Annotated in this window: 11 protein-coding genes; 7 read left to right on the top strand and 4 right to left on the bottom strand. The window is 39.7% G+C overall.

Annotated features, from left to right (window positions below):
• Positions 1-49: 49 nt before the first annotated feature.
• The 3 genes from ACHFIY_RS05165 to ACHFIY_RS05155 all read right to left on the bottom strand — a co-directional run bounded on the left by ACHFIY_RS05165 (position 50) and on the right by ACHFIY_RS05155 (position 3598).
• Positions 50-511 (bottom strand): DUF983 domain-containing protein, encoded by a 462-nt coding sequence (locus ACHFIY_RS05165; RefSeq protein WP_410845002.1) that lies wholly within the window; start codon positions 509-511, stop codon positions 50-52.
• Positions 512-639: 128 nt separating this feature from the next.
• The gene (locus ACHFIY_RS05160; RefSeq protein ID WP_410845001.1) at positions 640-1923 is read right to left on the bottom strand and encodes a UDP-N-acetylmuramoyl-tripeptide--D-alanyl-D-alanine ligase; all 1284 of its coding nucleotides are present in this window, start codon (positions 1921-1923) and stop codon (positions 640-642) included.
• 124 nt (positions 1924-2047) lie between these two features.
• Positions 2048-3598, bottom strand: a complete 1551-nt coding sequence (locus ACHFIY_RS05155; RefSeq protein ID WP_410845000.1) for an SUMF1/EgtB/PvdO family nonheme iron enzyme — start codon at positions 3596-3598, stop codon at positions 2048-2050.
• Between the two features lie 573 nt (positions 3599-4171).
• Here ACHFIY_RS05155 and porV point away from each other — a divergent pair.
• The 7 genes from porV (at position 4172) to mtgA (ending at position 13257) form a co-directional block, all read left to right on the top strand.
• Entirely contained in the window at positions 4172-5350 is a 1179-nt protein-coding gene (gene porV / locus ACHFIY_RS05150; protein WP_410844999.1) for a type IX secretion system outer membrane channel protein PorV, read from the top strand.
• Positions 5351-5502: 152 nt separating this feature from the next.
• Complete coding sequence (gene ispF, locus ACHFIY_RS05145; RefSeq protein WP_410844998.1) at positions 5503-5991, top strand: 2-C-methyl-D-erythritol 2,4-cyclodiphosphate synthase; 489 nt, start codon at positions 5503-5505, stop codon at positions 5989-5991.
• 748 nt (positions 5992-6739) lie between these two features.
• Positions 6740-8683, top strand: coding sequence for a glycosyltransferase family 2 protein (locus ACHFIY_RS05140; protein WP_410844997.1), 1944 nt, complete (start codon positions 6740-6742; stop codon positions 8681-8683).
• A 396-nt stretch (positions 8684-9079) separates the two neighbouring features.
• A complete protein-coding gene (locus tag ACHFIY_RS05135; protein WP_410844996.1) occupies positions 9080-10609 on the top strand; it encodes a GH3 family acyl-acid amido synthetase in 1530 nt (509 codons plus the stop codon).
• Between the two features lie 383 nt (positions 10610-10992).
• Positions 10993-11790, top strand: a complete 798-nt coding sequence (locus ACHFIY_RS05130) for a M23 family metallopeptidase (RefSeq protein WP_410844995.1) — start codon at positions 10993-10995, stop codon at positions 11788-11790.
• A 155-nt stretch (positions 11791-11945) separates the two neighbouring features.
• Entirely contained in the window at positions 11946-12506 is a 561-nt protein-coding gene (locus ACHFIY_RS05125; RefSeq protein WP_410844994.1) for a hypothetical protein, read from the top strand.
• A gap of 16 nt (positions 12507-12522) precedes the next feature.
• Positions 12523-13257: a monofunctional biosynthetic peptidoglycan transglycosylase gene (gene mtgA / locus ACHFIY_RS05120; RefSeq protein ID WP_410844993.1), complete on the top strand. Its 735-nt coding sequence runs from the start codon at positions 12523-12525 to the stop codon at positions 13255-13257.
• Here the strand turns inward: mtgA and ACHFIY_RS05115 are convergent.
• Positions 13254-13634 carry a DUF6799 domain-containing protein gene (locus tag ACHFIY_RS05115; RefSeq protein WP_410844992.1) on the bottom strand — a complete coding sequence of 127 codons (381 nt, stop codon included), beginning with the start codon at positions 13632-13634 and terminating at the stop codon, positions 13254-13256. The genes mtgA and ACHFIY_RS05115 overlap by 4 nt on opposite strands.
• Between the last annotated feature and the right edge of the window lie 159 nt (positions 13635-13793).

Below are 13793 nucleotides of genomic sequence, written 5' to 3'. Positions count from 1 at the left end.
TATATCCTGTTGCCCTTAATTCAAAACTTAAAATTCAAAATAACCTAAACTACCAATTGTTCATGTGCTCGGGCACAATGCGTTCTACCGATTTTGGCTGGTGCAAATTCCAGTCTGTATCATAATCTACAAACCAGCTAATCCACAAACTCCTGCTAATGCGCATAAACAAAGGCTGTAGCAATAAAAGCACAAATGCGTTTAGGCCAAGCCACCAGAAAATCCGGTTGTCTTCCAGATTAAAGCCAATAGTAAAAAACCATGCTGCAAAAGAAAAGCCAGAGAAAGCAACGGTAAGTGCATAACTAACATAGCTAGTGCCATAGTAAAAGCCCACTTCCAGCTCTGTTGGCTGCCCACAAACAGGGCATTTCTCGTGCATTTTTACATTTTGGCCATTCTTTAAAGCATAAGCTTTATTACTTACAAATAAATCGCCTTCCCGGCAGCGGGGGCATTTGTTTGCAAGCAGGCTAAGCAGGTAAGATTTTTTTTTCTTTATATTTTCCATGGTATCCCTTGTGTATTAGAAAATATCAAGTATTACTAATACATATATTGTTTGTAAAGGTAATCATTCACTGCTGGGGGGAAAGGGTTAAATTTACTCATGCTTTAAAACTGACTACAAACTACTACCTAAATATTTATCAATTTCTCCATTTGCATACTGCGTGAGCCTTTGATGAGTAAATGGCTATTGGTAAATTGTTGTTTGTCAAGCCATTCCTTAGCCTCGAGTGATGAGCTAAAATAAAGGAATGGGTGCTGTATTTGACCAAAAGTGCCTCCTACAAGCACTACTTGTTCCCAGTTGTATTTACCCAGTAGTTTTATTATTTCTTCATGTTCGTGTATGCTCTCATCCCCCAATTCTGCCATTGCCCCAATTAGCACAATTTTTTTTTCGGCCTGCAATTGAGCAAAATTTTCAATGGCTGCTTTCATGCTGGTAGGGTTGGCATTGTAGGCATCTAAAATGATGGTGTTGCTATCTTTAATTAATAATTGTGAGCGGCTATTAGATGGGGTGTAATCTTCTATGGCTTTTTTTATATTAGCTTCTGTAATATTAAAATGCCTGCCCACTGCTACAGCACTTAAAACATTGGGTAGGTTATAATCGCCCACTAATTGCGTTTCAATTTCCAATACTCCTGTTTTACCCTGTACACCTACTTTTAGGAAAGGTTCATTTGCAATCAGGCTGCCTATTACTTCACCCTCGGTGCTGCCATATTTAATTATATTTTCAATACCCCTGCTCATGGTTTGCAAGTAACCGTAGTCCCAGTTTACAAAAGCTGTGTGTTTGTCCTGTCTTAAAAAATCATATAGTTCCCCTTTGCCTTTCCTTACGCCTTCTACACCTCCAAAACCTTCCAAGTGTGCTTTTCCGCAATTGGTAATCAGGCCATGAGTGGGCAAAGTATATTGGCAATAGCTTTCTATTTCTTTCAAATGGTTGGCTCCCATTTCCACCACGGCCATTTGTGCATCTTTTTTAATACTCAGCAATGTTAGTGGCACGCCAATATGGTTGTTCAAGTTCCCTTGGGTGGTATAAGTAATATATTGGGTAGATAAAACACTATTTATAAGCTCCTTTGTTGTGGTTTTTCCATTGCTACCAGTGATGGCTAGCACGGGGATATTTAGTTGCTGGCGGTGGTGCTTGGCAAGTGCCTGCAAAGCTTTTAGTGCATCTTCTACTTTAACTATCTTTTCATTGCTTATTCCTGTTTCTTCATCAACCACTACAAAAGCTGCCCCTAGCTCAATGGCTGTGGCTGCATATACATTGCCATTGAAATTAGGGCCTTTCAACGCAAAAAAAATATCCCCTTTTTGGAGTTTCCTTGTATCAGTTTGTACAGATGGATGTTGCAAGTATAAATGATATAATTCTTCTATAGTGTACACAGTATTCGTATTTTAATATGTATATATAAAATTTACAACTACGATTTGGAGTATAAAAAAAGCCACTCAATTATAAAATTAAGTGGCTCCAAAAATATTGAAATAAATCCTTTTATTTAAGGTATTATCTTCTTGCTTTCCTTTTAGGGAATATATTACCTGTACGTGTGTTTGCTTTCAAACCTTCTGATGGGCCATAATGTGTCATTGCACAACGGAAACCAATAGTGCTGCTGCTTTGGTCTTCCTCTAAGAATCTCCTAGTTCCTGGGCTTAACCAATAAGGCCTATCATTCCAGCTACCACCTTTTACAACACGCGATTTGTCTGAAACTAAAGAAGTAACACCATATCCATAGCCAACAGCACTTGCACTATCGCCATCCATATAATCTACAGCGTATGCTTTTTGGTAGTTTCTCCTGTCTTTCAAAACAGAGTCAGGTTGCAATTTCATTTTAATCCTACCCAAGCTATCCCTTAGGTTACCTGCTCCAGCACTATTGTCAACCACTTTAAATACGTTACCACGTATTGGGTTAAAGTCATCCGCTTCTATGCTGGTAAGCGGCCTGTACACGTCTGCAACCCACTCGCTCACATTACCACTCATATTATATAAACCAAATCCATTAGGAAGAAAAGTATTTACATCTGCGGTTATCGCTGCATTGTCATTCAAGCCACCTGCTACGCCCATATTGTCGCCATTGCCACGCTTAAAGTTTGCCAAGAATGCTCCTTGGTAGCCCCCTTGTTTTGTAGAACGTAGGCTAGAAAAGCCATCATCTTTCCAAGCATAAATACTTTTATTCATGATGTTTTCTTCCCCACGCTGGCGTTTGGAAGGTTTCTTTTGAGGGTTTTCAGTTACATAACCATAGGCAGCATATTCCCATTCAGCTTCAGTTGGCAAACGGTAGTCGGCAAACAAGATACCATCATCAAACCTAGGATTTCTTGGTTTTCCGTTCTCATCTTTTAATGGGTTTTTAGTCGATTTTGTTTTTGGTCCTGGTTTCATTTGATATTCACCCAGTAAATATGCCTTTGTATTAAAGTTATCGTCATTTTTGCCAAATTGAGTTTTGCCATCCTGCTTAGGGTCGGCATAGCCAGTTTTAATCAATTCAATCTGGTTAACACGGTCTGTACGCCACAAGCAAAAGTCATAAGCTTGCCTCCAGCTTACGCCTACCACAGGGTAATAGTTGTAAGAAGGATGGCGAAAGTAATACTCTACATAAGGCTCGTTATAAGAAAGCGCACTTCTCCAAACCAATGTGTCTGGGCGTGCACCGTTCAGCAAGGCGTTATACTTAGGTGTATCAGTAAACATTTTCTCCAACCAATACAAATACTCCCTATAGTGTACGTTTGCTACTTCGGTTTTATCAATAAAAAACGAGTTGACAGTAACCCTACGTGGGATATTGTTCCAATCAGACATTACATCTTCTTGGGTAGCACCCATTGTAAAAGTACCTCCTTGTACAAATACAAGACCTGGAGCTACTTTAACATCCTTTGGTTTGGCTACCGAAAAACCACCTGCTGTTTTATCGTTATAGGTCATACCTGTAACTGTGGATTTTTCTTTGTGTTTGCAGGCATATAAACCACTAAAAGCAGTTACTACCAAAACAAAATTTCTTACACCTGTTAATATTTGCATAAGTTATACTTTGAATTCTTATTGTATAAATTTTATAAAAAATAGTTTACCTGTTGCGAATATAGGAGAATTTCTATAAAACAATCAATTTCAATCGGCATTGTAAAAAGATGCTAACAAAAGAATTATTCTTTTTAACAATTAATTTCAAGATAAGCTTTAAAACCCTTACTTTTTTTCTTTTTTGGGTTAGTAATCTCAGTGAACTTGGAAAATAAAATGATATTAAATAAATAGTATTTGTTGAATGTAGGGTTAGTTAACCTCTAAATTTTTAGTATAAAGGTTCTTACAAAAAGATGTTAAGGAAAGATGAAAGAATAATATTTATGAGATAGGCTGGCAGCGAATAACTAAAATATGCTGTCTTAGAATAAAATTTGGTTGTATAATTGCATCTAAATTCTTACAAAAAAAACACTAGGCATCTTTAGCACAATTGTTGCATCTTAATACACTAAAAAAATTGATGGTTTATTTCTACGCTTAATTACGATTACCTCAAAAATTCCAGTTTTTGTTTTTTTGTAGTTTTCTTTCCTTTATTTGCAAACTAAAAATTTAAGTAGTAAGATGAAACATTCATCAGTTAAGCGTGTATTATTATCCTTTGTAGCAAGTGCTGGTGTGCTTTGCTCCAATGCCCAAACCAACTCCATTAACATTGTTACCACGGCAGTTCCTTTTTTACGCATTTCGCCCGATGCAAGGGCGGGTGGCATGGGCGATGTGGGCATTGCCACAACCCCAGATGCCAATTCTGCCTTTTGGAACCTGGCTAAAACCCCTTTTACCAAAAATAAAAGTGCCGTAAGCCTTACTTACACCCCTTGGCTGAAAGACTTGGGCTTGAATGATGTGTATCTGCTTTGTGCCTCTGGGTACTACAAACTAGACGATATTAATGCATTGTCGCTTTCCACCCGTTATTTTAGCCTTGGCACCATACAATTTACGGATGCCAATGGCAATGATTTGCAGAAGTCTAACCCCAAAGAATATAGTGCAGAGTTGGGTTATTCCCGCAAACTAGGTGAAAAGCTAGGCTTGGGTGTAACTCTGAAATATATTAATAGCAGCCTGATCTCGGGGAGTGCTGGAAGCGATGCAACTATTTATAAAGCAGGCACTTCTATTGCCGGCGATATTTCCTTGTTTAAAAATGCGCCGGGCGAAAATGGTGAAGGTTTAAGCTGGGGAGTTGCCTTGTCTAACTTGGGTACTAAGATTGGCTACACCAACGATGCACAAAACAAAGACTATATACCTGCCAACCTAGGGTTGGGCCTTGCGTACACAATTGTGCCTGATGAAGGTAATAGGTTTAGCTTTGCCTTGGACGTGAATAAATTGCTGGTGCCAGGTTTGAATAGCGACTCAACTATTGATGCTGCAACCCTAGCTGCATATAGGAGTAAAAGCGTGGTGAATAGCTGGTTCAGCTCGTTTAGCGACGGGGGCAATCAATTACAAAAGCTACAAGCATCCGTAGGTGCCGAATATACCTACGCCGATCAGTTCTCGTTGCGTACAGGATATTTTTACGAGAGCAATAGTCAAGGGGGCCGTAAGTATCTGACGTTTGGCGCAGGATTGAAATACAATGTAATTACCATCAATATTTCTTATCTAGCATCCTCAGGCAATGGGGTTACAAGAAACCCGCTGTCTAATACGTTGAGGTTTGGCGTTACATTCGATTTGGATGGTGGTTCTGCCGGAGCCGATGCCAGCTCGCTTTCAGGTAACTAAGAAAGTTTGACAGCAAAGACCGCAGACAAGTAGCATTAGAGAATAATATTAAAAAAGGAACTTTACCTGCTTTATGGTAAAGTTCCTTTTTTATTGAAATTTATATTTGTTTCAATTTTACGTTTTATTTAACCAGTATAATAAGATAATTTATGAGGATAGGATCTGGGGTTGATTTTCACCAAATGGTGGTAGGAAGGGATTTGTGGATTGGGGGCATTAAAATACCACATTCCAAGGGTGCGTTGGGGCATAGCGATGCTGATGTATTGCTACATGCGATATGCGATGCCTTGTTAGGCGCACTGTGCCTAGGCGATATTGGTGTGCATTTCCCTGACACTTCTGGCGAGTTTAAAAACATAGACAGCAAAATATTGCTAGAACGAGTTTATGCATTAATCACCTACGAAGGGTACAAGGTTATTAACATTGACACTACCCTGTGCCTACAAGCACCAAAAATAAAACCGTATATAGCCCAAATGCAAGAAGCGATAGCTGCTATACTGCATATTGGCATAAGAGATATTTCTATCAAAGCCACTACAACTGAGACAATGGGTTTTGTAGGGAGGGAAGAAGGGCTGATAGCTTATGCAACTGTTTTGCTTGCAAAGGCCGAGCAGCAATCGTTATAGGGAGCATATTTATGATATTCAGGTTAATCGCTTTTAAGAAAATTAAACTTATTGTCGGGTTTTGTGATCCAGAAGTGATGGTATTGTTATAGTAAATAATCCCAAATATTCCTTATACGACCCCTAAAGGAGTGAAATTGTCTATAATTTCACTCCTTTAGGGTTTTTGGAAAAATCAAAATATTCGATTTGTAATAACAATGCCATCCCTTCCGGATTAAGTAATTTTAAAAATGAGGAGCCTGAAAAAAGATCAACCATTTTGTCTATTACGCCGAATAATCATATCGTGCTCTTTCCTTAGATTGATCCTAATATATCAAATCGGAAAATAAATAGATGCAAATCCCACAAATAGTAAATTAAAGATATAAGCTAGAAAAAAAGTACCTATGTAATTTTATAAGGCTCATATTTAAAAGTTTTCAGCAAAAACAAAAACTCCCTTTTAAAATAGCTCGCTTTGCTAGCATTGCCGTCAATCAAAAAGAAATAATCTAAAAGACTAGATAACAAGAGCCGTGTGAAGGGAGACTTATACGCACGGTTCTGTGAGATGCTTGGGCTGAAATGCCTTTGCCTACTCGGCGCTTGTGTACTTCGCTCTAATAAATACGCCCCAATTAGCAGAAAGGCACTATTGGCAAAAAAAGAATTAGTCACTAGGTGAATAGAAGCCCTTTTATTTCCCAATTTCCTTTACTTTACAAATCTTTTAAAAAACTGCATTTGCGATACAACTGGCCGTATGCTTATTTCCATCATCATTGTCAATTATAATGTAAAGTATTTCCTGGAGCAGTGCTTATGCTCCGTGGAAAAAGCCATTGGCAGCATGGAGATAGAAGTAATAGTGGTTGACAATGATTCCAGCGACGATAGTATAGCCTACCTGCAACCCAAATTCCCTTTTGTAAAGTATATTTATAACAGCGACAATGTGGGCTTTGGCAAGGCCAATAACCAAGCATTGCCCTATTGCAAAGGCGATTATATCTTGTTCCTGAACCCCGATACCATATTGCCAGAGGATTGCTTTGCTAAATGTATTGATTTTTTTGAAAAACAACCCGACTGCGGTGCTTTGGGCATTAAAATGATTGATGGCAGCGGTACTTTTTTGCCCGAAAGCAAAAGGGGCTACCCATCGCCTATCGCTTCTTTTTTTAAATTAACGGGGCTTGCAGGCATATTCCCAAGGTCTCGCATTTTTAACCAATATGCACTGGGGCATCTAGATCCATTTGCCAACCATAAAATAGATGTGCTGGCTGGTGCCTTTATCATGGCAAGAAAAGAAGCTATAGCAGCAACCAATGGGTTTGACGAGGATTTTTTTATGTACGGGGAAGATATTGACCTTAGCTACAGGATTCAAAAAGCTGGCTTCAACAATTATTATTTTTCAGAAAGCACCATCCTCCATTTCAAAGGCGAAAGCACCAAGAAAGGCAGCCTGAACTACGTAAAAATGTTTTACAGCGCCATGAGCATTTTTGTGCAAAAACATTATTCTGGCAGCAAAGCCCGCGTGTTTTCACTGTTGATTCAATCTGCCATTTTTTTCAGGGCATCTATTTCGCTTTTAAAATCATTTGTTCTAAAAATTGGCCTCCCGCTAGTAGATGCGTTACTTATTTTTTGTTCACTATGGGGTATAAAAAACGAATGGACTGTTTTTTTTAGGGATGGGGAGCCTTTCTCGCAAGGCTATTTCCCACTTACTTTTTTTTCATTTGCAATTATTTTCCTTATCACTGGCGCACTTTCGGGCATGTACGACAAACTGGACAAGCCTTCCAAAACCTTCTCGGCAAGCATTTCGGGAATAGTGGTAATGATTGCTTCGTATTCTCTATTGCCCGAGCATTTACGGTTTTCGAGGGCTGTAGTTGTTTTTGGAGGCTTAGCGGCCGCAATTGCCATCACCATATTCAGGTGGGTATTGCTCCAGTTGGGATGGGTATTGCCTAGCGACGAGGAATACAAGTTCCAGCAGACAGCAGTGATAGGCTCACCGGAAGAATACGAACATGTGCATGGTATTTTTAAACATGCAGGCTTGGAAGAGAGGCTATTGGGCAGGATTAAAATAAATGGGGATGACGGCGAAGCTATTGGCGATATAAAAGAAGTAAAGCAATTGCTGAACACGCTAAACATCCGGGAGCTTATTTTTTGCGAGGGCTACCTGACTTACTACCACATTATCCAAATGATACAAACACTGCCACACAATATTAGCTATCGGTTTATTGGCCACAATACAGACAGCATTGTAGGCAGCGATAGCAAGGCCACAACTGGAGAAACCCTTGTGGCAGAAGGTTTTTACAGGATAAGCGAACCCTATAATAAACGGATGAAAAGGGCATTGGACATTGGCTTTTCTTCTTACCTGCTTATAACGTTCCCCATGCAAGCGTTTATTGTAAAAAAAAGGTGGGCTTTGTTTAAAAATATCTTTGCGGTTTTGAACAACCAGAAAACATGGGTAGGCTATATCATATTGGATATGCCATTGCCGCCTTTGAAACCCAATATTATTACTTGCTATGGGTTGCCATTGCACAAAATCCATCCCTTGAATAAAGAAGCCCTGCGCCACCTGAATATCCAGTATGCCAAGAATTATGATTTCTGGAGGGACTTGGGCATTCTTTTAAAAAACTACAAATATTTGGGTGGCTAAAATCGTTTTTCTATTATTCTAAATTTTGTCGGGGAGTTTTACCACAACGCCCACAAGGATAAGGAAACACAAGGTAAACAATGTAATAGGCATATAAATAGACACAAGGAATTGCAAAATCTCAGATATTGAACAAGGTTTCTGCATATCCTTGTGTTCTTTAAGTCTAACGTAATATCTACCAATTTAGTACATTTTCCCTAGTGTTCTTTGTGTAAACCCTTTGTGTCTTTTGTGGTTAATTTCCCACTTTTCTCATGCTAAATCCTGTACAAGATTTTTTGGGGATAGATAAAAATTTGCATGTTGGTTTATTGGTTTATTTTTGACCAGTTAACTGTAATTAAAAACCTGCAATTTACTCATAGCATATATTACTAAACCCTGTTGCTAACGATGGCGATAATAGATTTTAAAGTTCCTGCAAACATTAGCAAAGCATTAGGCCTGCCACCAAGCACGCCCAAGCGGATGCAACTGAAAGTGTTAAAGAAACTGCTAAGGAAAGCAAGGTTTACAGAATTTGGGCAGGCCTATCGTTTTGACGAGATTTTGCTAGGCAAACATATTGGCAAGGAATTCCAGCGGTTGGTGCCTACCTACAACTACAATAAGATTTACAAGGAATGGTGGCATAAAACACTAGAAGGCATACCAGATGTATGCTGGCCGGGCAAGGTAAAATATTATGCATTGTCGTCTGGCACATCAGAATCTTCCAGCAAATACATCCCCATTACCAACGATATACTCCGTGGCAATAAAATAGCCATGATAAAGCAGTTGTTAGGTTTGAGGAATTACGACGATATACCCGTGAAAGCATTGAGCAAGGGCTGGCTTACACTTGGTGGCAGCACAGAGCTGGAACGGTTTTCTGCTGGGTACTATGCGGGCGACCTAAGCGGCATTACTGCCAAAAAATCGCCATTTTGGTTCCAACCATTCTACAAGCCCGGCAAAAAAATTGCCAAGGAAAAAGACTGGAACAAGAAGCTGGAAGAAATAGTAGAAAAAGCACCAGAATGGGACATTAGTTTCCTAGTGGGCGTGCCTGCATGGATACAGATGTGCCTTGAGATGATTATCAAAAAGTACAACCTAAAAAACATCCATGAAATATGGCCCAACCTCACCTTTTTTGTGCATGGCGGCGTGAGTTTTGAGCCGTATAAAAAAGGATTTGAACAATTGCTGGGCAAACCACTTATTTACATAGAAACCTATTTGGCCAGCGAGGGATTTATTGCTTACCAAGACAGGAAGGATGCAAAAGGCATGAGGCTAATCATTAATGAGCATATTTTTTTTGAATTTGTGCCGTTTGACGATAAAAATTTTGACACAGAAGGCGAAATGGTAAGCAAGCCAGAAGCCCTGATGATACATGAAGTAGAAGAAGGCAAAGACTATGCCCTACTTATTAGCACTAGTGCAGGTACCTGGCGGTACTTGATTGGCGACACTATACGGTTTACCGACAAGGAAAAATGCGAAATTATCATCACAGGCCGCACCAAGCACTTTTTAAGCCTAGTAGGAGAGCATTTGAGTGTTGACAATATGAACAAAGCCATACAGGTAGCTAGTGAACAACTAAACATATCTATCCCTGAATTTACCGTGGCAGGTGTACCTTATGAAAGTTTTTTTGCGCACCAATGGTATGTGGCCTGCGACGATGCTGTTGACAAAGTTCAACTAGCAACACTTATAGACAATAAACTAAAAGAACTAAACGACGACTATGCCGTGGAACGCAAAAGTGCTTTGAAAGCCGTTTTTGTAGAGCCATTGCCTGAGGAAACCTTCATGCACTTCATGCACCAGCGTGGCAAAATAGGCGGGCAACATAAATTTCCCCGCGTGCTAAAGGGCAAGTTGCTGGCAGACTGGCAAGCCTATTTAAAAGAAATAGGAAGGTGAATTTTATTGTAACTATTCAGTTAGTATTTCAAGAAAAGCTATTTTATAAGTATCAGTTACTTTGCGGGAGGCTTCTACATAAGCAAAATGGGCTTACAATAGATTTCAACTGCAAAATCTGGGTTTAATAGGGCAGTATGTGGAAGGGATACTTTATCCCATTTGATGTTGATTTTTTTTGGGGTTAAGGCAAGGCTGAATACTGTAGCTGCATCCTTCACAAATTCCCAATTATTGTAGAACAATCTTGTTTGACTAATTTAAAATAATAAAGTTGTAAAAGTAGCTACATTACTTTGGCAGATACATATATTTTTATCCTAAAATAATAAAAGCCAATGATATTTTTAGTGCAACGCTGCTACAAGAAACTAATATTTAGTATGCTTTTTTCACTTGCTATTATTGTCTCAAAAGCCCAAGAGGTTAACCTGTTTGCTGATGCCAAGCCTCAAAACCAAGGATATATATTGTATGCAAGCAACAATGAAATATGCCCGGTTTCCATTTCCATTGGGTTAGACTTGAGCAATTTGCTTTTTTCAGAAGGGCAAAAAACCGTGTTTGTAATTCCAGCCAAGGCTGAAAAGTTTAGGATTGGTGATTTGGACATTGTAAAAACAGGCACGCAGATAAAGTACTCGTTTAAATACAAGGCTGTTTTGGGGGATGCCACCATAAAACTATATGATATAAACTATGCTTATGACTTGCCTTTTGAAAAAGGCAGGGGCTGCAAAGTAGATCAAGGGTACAATGGTAGTTTTTCCCATCAACATGAAAATGCAATTGACTTTAACATGCCAGAAGGCACGCCAATAGTTGCCGCACGCGAAGGGCTGGTAGTAAAGGTAGTGCAGCAAAATACAGAATCCTGCCCCCGGCAAGAATGCATAAAATATGCAAACTACGTGCGTATTTACCATGCAGATGGTACGTTTGCCGAGTATGCACACATCAAATACAATGGCTCAAGCGTAAAAGTGGGCGACACTGTGAAAAAGGGAGATGTAATTGCTTTTAGTGGCAAAACTGGCTGGACTACTGGACCACACCTGCATTTTATTTGTTTTTTGCCGGATTTTGCAACAAGGAATAGCCTCGAGACAAAATTCAGGGTGAACGATGGCAAAAGGATAGGCTTTTTGATAGAACAAGATACTTATGTAAAGCTGTATTAAAGGGGTTATAAAAGCTTCAGATGAGCAAATACTGATTTAGCCTCCAATTCTTTGCTTAGTCATTGATGGCGAATAAATTTTTTTCGTCAAGTTATTACTGCACCTCAACAAATTATTCCCTCCATATCCCCCTATCCCTTACCTTGCTTTCAGAAATGAAATATATACTCCTTATTCTCTTATCAGCAGCATGTAGCGAAGCAAGCGCACAGGGCGATTTTGTTTTGCTGCGTAAAAAAGGGATTGTAACACAATCTTACTTTGTAGGCACTTACATGCAATGCCAGTTAAGCAATGGACAATGGGTGGAAGGAAGGATAAAAAAAGTAAAAACCGATTCGCTATTTGTAGAACAGTTGGCCGTGCGGCAAGTGGGCAACTACTGGGGCGTGGCAACATTAGACACGGTACATTACGGCATGATGAAACTGGCATTGGCAGACATCCACGCTTTGCCGCTGAAAGAAAAGGGCATAGGCATGATAAAAGACGGCTCGTTGTTTTCTATTGGGGCTGCTGCTTATATAGGGCTGAATCTATTTAATGGGCTGGTGCTGAAAGGGCAGTCAATTGGCACTGCTCAAAACCTTACCAACCTCGGCATTGCCGGGGGCGTGTTCCTTGTAGGAAGAGTGCTGCATTGGACACACCCAACCTCTATTGTAATAGGAAAAAAATACACGCTTTCAACAACAGCACAAATACCATTGAATTAGTGCTTTTATTTGCAGTATGGGCAGCAAGCGTTCACCAGTTAAAAAAACTTCGTTCTTATGGCGGCTATGGCGTTTTACAAAAAGGGCTGTGCTGTTTATGTTCATTTCCTCGTTGCTGTATGTAATTATGTGCCGCTGGGTAATGCCCCCCATTACCATCACACAGTTGAGCAATGGCATTGTTTACGGCCTAAAAAGGGATTATGTAACCCATGCTGAAATATCGCCCAATGCTAGGCTTGCAGCCATAGCCAGCGAGGACCAGCGTTTTCCCGACCATTTTGGGATAGATATAGAAGCCATAGAAAAAAGCATGAAGCCCCGCAAGGGCAAAAAGAAAAACCGCCCTGCTGGAGCAGGTGCCAGCACCATTACGCAGCAAACAGCCAAGAATGTGTTTTTATGGCAAGGGGAAGGAGTATGGAAATATATACGCAAAGTGCCGGAAGTATATTTTACGCTATTGATTGAGCTAATCTGGGGCAAGCAAAGGATATTAGATGTTTACCTAAACGTGATAGAAACAGGGCAGGGTATATTTGGCATAGAAGCTGCCTCAGAGGCTTATTTTGGCAAGCCAGCCAAAAATCTAACCCGTCAAGAGGCGGCCATGATTATTGCTTGCCTGCCCAACCCCAAGAAATTTACTGTAAGGCCAGCAAGCACAAGGGTTTCGTGGCGCTACCCACAGATATTGAGGGAAATGCACAACATAGAAGACGATGAAGATTTGCAAAAATTAGTGCATTAATTTTTCGATTTAGGGCGGTAACTAATATTGCCATACATATCTATAAACATCCCGTTCCTCATGCCCATTTGCGAGCCATCTGGCTTGTTCACAAGGCCGTTTGTAAGCACATCAGTGCCATTGCGCATCTTTACATTTCGTGTCATCCGTTGCTGCTTACCATTTTTTTCCGTGTACAACTTACCCTCTTTCATCAAAACGTTGCTAGACCTACTTTCATTCCAAGTTCGATTGTTAGTGGCACTGCTTTTATTAATAGCTTTCATATTTTCTGCCATCATTGCATCATTCATTTTATCCTGCTGTGCATCTGTTTGTGCTTTAGCCCCTGTAACAAGGGCAACTAATAAAAAAGTTGAAATAATAATCGTTTTCATGCAAGCAATAAGTCTAATACCTTGCCAATGCATTTATTGTACAGTTTTGTATCGGTAATGGGGGTGATTATCAAAAAAGGTGCTTTCTGGGGTATGTTTAGGGGAATTAATGCACCATTAATTAGCTTTAAAGCATATATCAAATAAAAAAGGGTTGCA

Source organism: Parasediminibacterium schistidii (assembly GCF_046546515.1).
Lineage (GTDB): Bacteria > Bacteroidota > Bacteroidia > Chitinophagales > Chitinophagaceae > Parasediminibacterium.
The sequence above is the reverse complement of the archived record's forward strand: the minus strand, read 5'-3'. Positions and strand labels throughout refer to the sequence as shown.